The organism is Nocardia sp. NPDC059764 (assembly GCF_042732555.1).
In the GTDB taxonomy this organism is placed as follows: domain Bacteria; phylum Actinomycetota; class Actinomycetes; order Mycobacteriales; family Mycobacteriaceae; genus Nocardia.
The window spans coordinates 34,347-41,605 of the sequence record NZ_JBHWHH010000053.1; the positions used below are offsets into that span (position 1 = coordinate 34,347).

6 protein-coding genes are annotated in these 7,259 nt (G+C 67.5%); 4 read left to right on the forward strand and 2 right to left on the reverse strand.

Features of this window, described 5'->3' with window-relative positions; translation table 11 throughout:
- Positions 1–62 precede the first annotated feature (62 nt).
- Entirely contained in the window at positions 63–1,421 is a 1,359-nt protein-coding gene (locus ACFV4K_RS14620) for a cation:dicarboxylate symporter family transporter (protein ID WP_379275092.1), read from the reverse strand.
- 153 nt (positions 1,422–1,574) lie between these two features.
- Between ACFV4K_RS14620 and ACFV4K_RS14625 the strand changes: the two genes are divergently transcribed.
- The 4 genes from ACFV4K_RS14625 (at position 1,575) to ahcY (ending at position 6,641) form a co-directional block, all read left to right on the forward strand.
- Entirely contained in the window at positions 1,575–3,035 is a 1,461-nt protein-coding gene (locus ACFV4K_RS14625) for an ATP-binding protein (RefSeq protein ID WP_379275094.1), read from the forward strand.
- Positions 3,032–3,766, forward strand: a complete 735-nt coding sequence (locus tag ACFV4K_RS14630) for a response regulator (protein ID WP_379275080.1) — start codon at positions 3,032–3,034, stop codon at positions 3,764–3,766. Before ACFV4K_RS14625 ends, ACFV4K_RS14630 begins: the two co-directional genes overlap by 4 nt.
- Positions 3,767–3,974: 208 nt before the next feature.
- Entirely contained in the window at positions 3,975–5,132 is a 1,158-nt protein-coding gene (locus tag ACFV4K_RS14635) for an alkane 1-monooxygenase (protein ID WP_379275081.1), read from the forward strand.
- Between the two features lie 33 nt (positions 5,133–5,165).
- Positions 5,166–6,641, forward strand: coding sequence for an adenosylhomocysteinase (gene ahcY / locus ACFV4K_RS14640; RefSeq protein WP_379275083.1), 1,476 nt, complete (start codon positions 5,166–5,168; stop codon positions 6,639–6,641).
- 76 nt (positions 6,642–6,717) lie between these two features.
- Here the strand turns inward: ahcY and ACFV4K_RS14645 are convergent, their stop codons facing one another.
- Positions 6,718–6,975, reverse strand: a complete 258-nt coding sequence (locus ACFV4K_RS14645; RefSeq protein ID WP_379275084.1) for a hypothetical protein — start codon at positions 6,973–6,975, stop codon at positions 6,718–6,720.
- Positions 6,976–7,259 lie beyond the last annotated feature (284 nt).

Genomic DNA, 7,259 nt, shown 5'->3' on the forward strand with positions numbered 1-7,259 from the left:
GTTCCGGCGACGCGCAGCAGGGGGAACGCGCCGGCGGTCCGGTTTCGGCCCAGGGGTTGGGGTCAGGCCGGAACCAGGTCCTTGTCGTGCGGGGCGGCCGGGTGGTCGTCGACCATGGCCCGCTCGTCGAAGGGGATCTCGCGATCCAGCACCGCGCGCACACGGGCCGGGTCGAGGGTGTTGGTCCAGGTACCGACGAGCAGTGTGGCGACGGCGTTGCCCGAGAAGTTGGTCAGCGCCCGTGCTTCCGACATGAACCGGTCGATGCCGACGATCAGGCCGACGCCGTCCAGCAGCTCCGGGCGATGACTCTGCAACCCGCCGGCCAGCGTGGCCAGGCCCGCGCCGGTCACGCCCGCCGCACCCTTGGACGCCACGATCATGAACAGCAGCAAACCGATCTGCTCGTGCCAGGCCAGCGGCTTGCCCATGGCGTCGGCCACGAACAGGGTGGCCATGGTCAGGTAGATGGCGGTGCCGTCGAGATTGAACGAATACCCGGTCGGGACCACCACACCCACGGTGGTGCGGTCCACGCCGGCATGCTCCATCTTGGCGATCAGCCGCGGCAGCGCCGACTCCGAGGACGAGGTCGCGAAGATCAGCAGGTACTCCCGCGCCAGGTAGCGGACCAGCTTGAAGATCGAGGTTCCGGTGACCACCCGCAGTAGCAGGCCGAGCACGCCGAAGATGAACACGATGCAGGTGAGATAGAAGGCCACCATCAACAGCGCCAGCTGCTTGACCGCGTCCAATCCGGTGCGCGCCACCACATTGGCCATCGCGCCGAACGCGCCGATCGGGGCCAGCCACAGGATCATGGTCAGCACCCGGAAGACCAGCTTCTGCACCGAGGCCACCCCGCGCAGGATCGGTTCACCCGCCGCGCCCATGGCCTGGATGCCGAAGCCGACCAGCAGCGCCACGAACAACGCCTGCAGTACCTTGCCCGAGGTGAGCGACGACAGCAGCGTGGTCGGCACGATGTCCTGGAAGAACTGCCAGGTGCCGCCCGCCGCCTTGGCGTCGGTGGCGTACTTGGTGACCTCCTTCGCGTGCGCGGCCACGTTCAGGCCCGAACCCGGGTGCAGCAGATTGCCGACCGCCAGGCCGATGCCCAGCGCCACCGTGGACATGACCAGGAAGTAGCCGATCGCCAGCCCGCCCACCCGGCCGACCCGGGCGGCCGCGCGCACCGAGCCGATGCCGAGCACGATCGTGCAGAAGATGACCGGCGTGATCATCATCTTGATCAGGTTCACGAAGATCGTGCCCAGTTCGCCGACGCTCTTGCCGAAGCCCGGAGCCAGCCAGCCGACCAGGACGCCGCCCAGGACGGCCACGATGACCGCCAGATACAGCCAATGGGTACGGTCTCGGCGCGGTGGTGTGGTGGTGTCGCTCGTCACGCCGGAAATCATGTTCCACCGAGTGACGCCGGTCACTGTTGCGTAAATTATGTTCATGAAGCATCCGGAGGAATCGTGAAAGGTCGAAGACCCCGCCGCACTCTGGCCGGGCAGGTGTTCGTCGTCCAGGTGCTGGTGCTCGCCGCGGTGATCGCCGCCGCGACGATGCTGACTTTCCTGCAGACCCGCCGGGTGCAGGACGACGCCACCCGCGCGGAGGTCGTCGACACCGCGGTGGCCGTGGCGCAGTCGCCCTCCACCCTGGCCGGCGTGCGCGGCCCCGACCCGACCGCCGCGCTGCAACCGGTGACCGAAGCCATCCGCAAGGCCACCGGCATGGACTTCATCGTGGTGATGGCCCCGGACCGGACCCGCTACACCCACACCGAGACCGACCGGATCGGTAAACCCTTCAGCGGCAATATCGATCGCGCGCTGGCGGGGGAGACCTTCACCGAGACCTTCACCGGCACCCTCGGGCCCTCGATCCGCGCGGTCACCCCCGTGCGTGACGGCGACGGCCGCATCGTCGCGCTGGTGTCGGCGGGCGTCACCCGCACTCACATCGGCGAGCAGGTGCGCGCCCAGCTGCCGCTCATCCTGGCCGTCGCGGCGGGCGGGCTGGCGCTGGCCATGGCGAGCTCACTGTTGTTGCGGCGCAGACTGTTACGGCAGACGCACGGGCTGGGAACGGCCGAATTGCGCATGATGTACGAGCATCACGACGCGGTGCTGCACTCCATCCACGAGGGGCTGCTGGTGTTCGGCAAGGGCGACGCCGCCGCCGAGGTGGTCAACGATCAGGCGCGGCTGCTGCTCGGGCTGCCGGACGGCCCGGTGACCCGATCGGATCTGCCGGTGTCGCTGCAGCGCTTGGGGGCCGGCGTGGTGCGCGACGAGATGCACGTGACGCCGGAGCGGGTGCTGGTGGTGAATCAGGATGTGGTCGAACACGCCGGACGCCGCATCGGCACCGTGGTCACCCTGCGCGATCACACCGAATTGCGGGACGTGCTGGGCGAATTGGATTCGGTGCGCGGGTTCGCCGAATCGCTGCGCGCCCAGGCGCACGAGGCCGCCAACCGGCTGCACACCGTGGTCACCATGGTGGAGCTGGGCCGTCCCCGGGAGGCGGTGAGCTTCGCGACCGCGGAACTCGAGCTGTCCCAGGCCCTCATCGACCGGCTCACCGGGGCGGTGGCCGAACCCGCGGTGGTGGCGCTGCTGCTGGGCAAGGTGGAGCAGGCGGCCGAGTGCGGCGTGGAACTGACCGTCACCGGCGACACCCTGCTCGACTCCACCGATCCGCTGACCCCGCACGAGATGGTCACGCTGCTGGGCAATCTCATCGACAACGCCCTCGACGAGGTCGGGCACGACGAGGACGCGTGGCTGGAGGTGACCGTGCGGCGCGACGACGCCGAGCTGTACGTGCGGGTCGCCGACAGTGGTCCGGGCATGTCCGAGGAACTGTTCACCCGCGCCACCGAGCGCGGGTACTCCACCAAGACCGACCACCACGGTCTGGGACTGGCGCTGGTGCGGCGGCTGGTGGCTCGGCACACCGGTGAGTTGCGGGCCCGGCGTGAACCGGAATCCGCTGTGATCGTGAGGTTTCCGCGATGAAGACCACGCCGGGAACGGTGCATTCGACGACTCCCGCGACGGTCCGAGTCCTGATCGTCGAGGATGATCCGAAAATTGCTGCGGCACACCGCTCTTACCTGGAACGGCTGGACGGTTTCGATGTGGTGGCGGTGGCGCACACCGGGCGCGAGGCGCTGACGATCGCGAAAAGGTCACAATCTTCCGGCGTCCCCGTTGATTTGGTGCTGATGGATATCGGTTTGCCAGATATGAGCGGGCTCGCGGTCGCCGCGGCGCTGGCGGTGCTGCGGCCGCGTCCGGACGTCATCGCGGTCACCTCCGCGCGCGATCTGGCCCTGGTGCGCGCCGCCGTCTCGCACGGCGTGGTGCTGTATTTGTTGAAGCCCTTCACCTTCGCGGCCTTCCGGGAGAAGCTGGAACGCTACGTCGAGTACCGTGCGGCGCTGCCGGCGGGGGAGACGGCGGTGTCGCAGCACGACATCGACCGCGCCTTCGGCGTGCTGCGCACCCCGGATCAGCGGCCCACCTCGCCGAAAGGTATTGCGCCGCAGACGATGGACGAGGTCTCACGCGCGGTGCGGGCCGCGCCGGACGGTCTGTCCGCGGGGGAAACGGGTCGCGCGGTAGGGGTTTCGCGGGTGACCGCGTGGCGATATCTGGAGCGGATGGCCGAAGACGGCGTGGTGGAACGGCGCACCGACTACGGTCGAACGGGACGGCCGCAGGTTCGGTACGTGTGGTTGCGCTGAGCCGCGACCGGTTGCGCAGAGCGCGGTTCGCCGCTCGATTGCGCGCACTGGAAGTGACGGGAGCCACAGGGTCGGTTGCGTCGGAACTGACTGCTCATGATGTAACGGTGACCACCTTTCGGGATACGCGCGTGCTGTAACAGCAACCAGGTTCCAAGATATGTAGCGGCGAAGTCGGATGAGGTCGAGTAGCGGAGTAAACGTGCAAATGTTCGGCAAACGGTTGGGTTCGCCGGATCCCAAACGCCACCTGTGGGTGCTGGGGCTCATCGCCCCCATGTCGGCCTTGCTGCCTTCACAATTGGTGCTGCACACCAAGCTGACGGTGTTCTGGTGGCTCGGACCGATCATCATCCTGATCGCCATCCCGGTGCTGGACTGGGTTGTCGGGGAAGACGGCACCAATCCGCGCGACGAGGACTACGAACTACTGAGCAACGACCGGTTCTACCGGTGGTGCACCTACCTGTTCCTGCCGATCCAGGTGATCGGCCTGATCATCGCGTCGTGCATGTGGGCCGGCACCGACCTGTCCACGGTCGACAAGATCGGTCTGGCGACCACCCTCGGACTCGTCAGCGGTATCGGCATCAACGCCGCGCACGAACTCGGGCACCGGGTCGAGAACCTGGAGCGCTGGCTGTCGAAAATGGCGCTGGCGCAGTCGGCGTACGGGCATTTCTTCGTCGAGCACAACCGGGGCCACCACGCCCGCGTCGCCACCCCCGACGACCCGGCCAGCGCGCGCATGGGCGAGTCGCTGTGGGAGTTCCTGCCCCGCAGCGTGATCGGCGGCTTCCGTTCGGCAATCCGGCTCGAAGGCGAGCGGCTGGCGCGCAAGGGCCACCGCTGGTTCAGTGTCCACAACCACATCCTGCAGGCGTGGAGCATGACCATCGTGCTGTTCGGCGCGCTCATGGCGATCTACAGCCCCTCGATCCTGCCGTACCTGCTGTTGCAGGCCGTGATCGGCGCGGGGCTGCTCGAAACGGTCAACTATGTCGAGCATTACGGCCTGCTGCGCAGCAAACGGCCGAACGGCAACTGGGCCCGCTGCGCCCCCAGCGACAGCTGGAACAGTGACCGCCTGGTCACCAACATCTTCATGTTCCACCTGCAGCGGCACAGCGACCACCACGCCAATCCCGGCCGCCGGTACCAGACCCTGCGCTCCTCCGAGGAGGCCCCGCAGCTGCCGGCGGGTTACGCCACCATGATTCTGCTGGCCCTGTTCCCGCCGATCTGGCGCATCGTGATGGACCCGCGGTTGCTGGCCCATTACGCGGGCGATGTCAGCCGGGCCAATATCCAACCTCGCAAACGAGAGCGCATCCTCGCCGCGTACGACGTTCCGGCCGCCGCGTAGGGTTTGGGGGAAGCAGCCGACCAGGAGAGGCAGATGACGACCTCAGTGTCCAGCACGATGACCCCTGATGTTCGCAACGGGATCGACTACAAGGTGGCGGATCTGTCACTGGCCGAGTTCGGCCGCAAGGAGATTCGCCTTGCCGAGCACGAGATGCCGGGCCTGATGGCGCTGCGTCGCGAGTACCACGACGTGCAGCCGCTGAAGGGCGCGCGCATCTCCGGCTCCCTGCACATGACCGTGCAGACCGCGGTGCTGATCGAGACCCTGGTCGCGCTGGGCGCGCAGGTGCGGTGGGCGTCGTGCAACATCTTCTCCACCCAGGACCACGCGGCCGCCGCGGTCGTGGTGGGCCCGCACGGCACCGTCGACCAGCCCAAGGGCACCCCGGTCTTCGCCTGGAAGGGCGAGACGCTGGAGGAGTACTGGTGGGCCGCCGAGCAGATGCTGACCTGGCCGGGCGAGCCGGCCAACATGATCCTCGACGACGGTGGTGACGCCACCATGCTGGTGCTGCGCGGCGCCCAGTTCGAGAAGGCCGGCGTCGTGCCGCCCGAGGACGAGACCCACTCCGAGGAGTACAAGGTCTTCCTGAACCTGCTGCGCGCGAGCCTCGAGGCGGACGGCGGCAAGTGGGGCGCCATCGCCGAGTCGGTCAAGGGCGTCACCGAGGAGACCACCACCGGCGTGCTGCGGCTGTACCAGTTCGCCGCCGCGGGCGAGCTGGTCTTCCCGGCCATCAACGTCAACGACTCGGTCACCAAGTCGAAGTTCGACAACAAGTACGGCACCCGCCACTCGCTGATCGACGGCATCAACCGCGGCACCGATGTGCTCATCGGCGGCAAGAAGGTGCTGATCTGCGGTTACGGCGACGTCGGCAAGGGCTGCGCGGAGTCGATGGCCGGCCAGGGCGCGCGCGTGCAGGTCACCGAGATCGACCCGATCAACGCGCTGCAGGCGCTGATGGACGGCTTCGACGTGGTCACCGTCGAGCAGGCCATCGCCGACGCCGACATCGTGATCACCTCGACCGGCAACAAGGACATCATCACCCTCGATCACATGAAGGCGATGAAGGGCCAGGCCATCCTGGGCAATATCGGCCACTTCGACAACGAGATCGACATGGCCGCCCTGGAGCGCTCGGGCGCCGACCGCCTGAACATCAAGCCGCAGGTCGACCTGTGGACGTTCAAGGAGACCGGCCGCTCGATCATCGTGCTGTCCGAGGGGCGCCTGCTCAACCTGGGCAACGCCACCGGCCACCCCTCGTTCGTCATGTCGAACTCCTTCTCCAACCAGGTCATCGCGCAGATCGAACTGTGGACCAAGCCGGAGGAGTACGACAACGAGGTCTACCGCCTCCCCAAGCACCTCGACGAGAAGGTCGCCAAGATCCACGTCGAGGCCCTGGGCGGCACCCTGACCAAGCTCACCAAGGACCAGGCCGAGTACATCGGCGTGGACGTGGAGGGCCCGTACAAGCCGGACCATTACCGCTACTGAGCGGAACCGCTTGTAACAGCTGAAAATTCGGCCGGTCACCCATGGGGTGACCGGCCGAATCTCGTTACCGCGCGGACTAGTTGGTTTCTCCCACCTTGGGGAAGCAGCCATGCCGCACCGGGTCCCAACTGCCGCCGCAGATCCACGGGCCGAGCACGTCTCCCAGGCCGGAGGAGCCCGAGTTGGACGAGCCGGACGATCCCGAATCGGTGGTCGTCGCCACCGGCTGCGCCGCGGGCGGGGCGGCGTCGATCGTGAGGGAACTCGGCTGGAACCCGATATGGCAGTAGGAGGGGCGGGTGCTGTCGCCCTCGATCCAGGTACCGCCCTGCATCTTGCAGGTGATCTGACCGCTCCCCGCTCGCCGACCCTGTTCCCAGGGCCGAGTCGGTGGGCGTCGCCACGGGGTCGAGGGTGAGCGGAGCCGCGGTGGCGGCGCCGGTGGCGAGGGCGGCGGTGGCCAGGGTGGTGGCCAGGATTGTCGAGACGTGTTGCGTCAGGGTGGATTTCATCGGCCAGCTCCTTGAAGGTTCAACGTTGGCAAGGTCTAAAAGGAACGTGTTTCGGAACTGTGCCGTGAATTCTGGGGGCATGGGCCGGGGGAGGGGTGGAAACGAC

Bases quoted from the DNA above. Each gene is read 5' to 3' on its own strand.
- ACFV4K_RS14620 (WP_379275092.1), bottom strand. From the start codon at position 1,421: ATGATTTCCGGCGTGACGAGCGACACCACCACACCACCGCGCCGAGAC.
- ACFV4K_RS14635 (WP_379275081.1), top strand. From the start codon at position 3,975: ATGTTCGGCAAACGGTTGGGTTCGCCGGATCCCAAACGCCACCTGTGG.
- ahcY (WP_379275083.1), top strand. From the start codon at position 5,166: ATGACGACCTCAGTGTCCAGCACGATGACCCCTGATGTTCGCAACGGG.
- ACFV4K_RS14630 (WP_379275080.1), top strand. From the start codon at position 3,032: ATGAAGACCACGCCGGGAACGGTGCATTCGACGACTCCCGCGACGGTC.
- ACFV4K_RS14645 (WP_379275084.1), bottom strand. From the start codon at position 6,975: ATGCAGGGCGGTACCTGGATCGAGGGCGACAGCACCCGCCCCTCCTAC.
- ACFV4K_RS14625 (WP_379275094.1), top strand. From the start codon at position 1,575: ATGCTGACTTTCCTGCAGACCCGCCGGGTGCAGGACGACGCCACCCGC.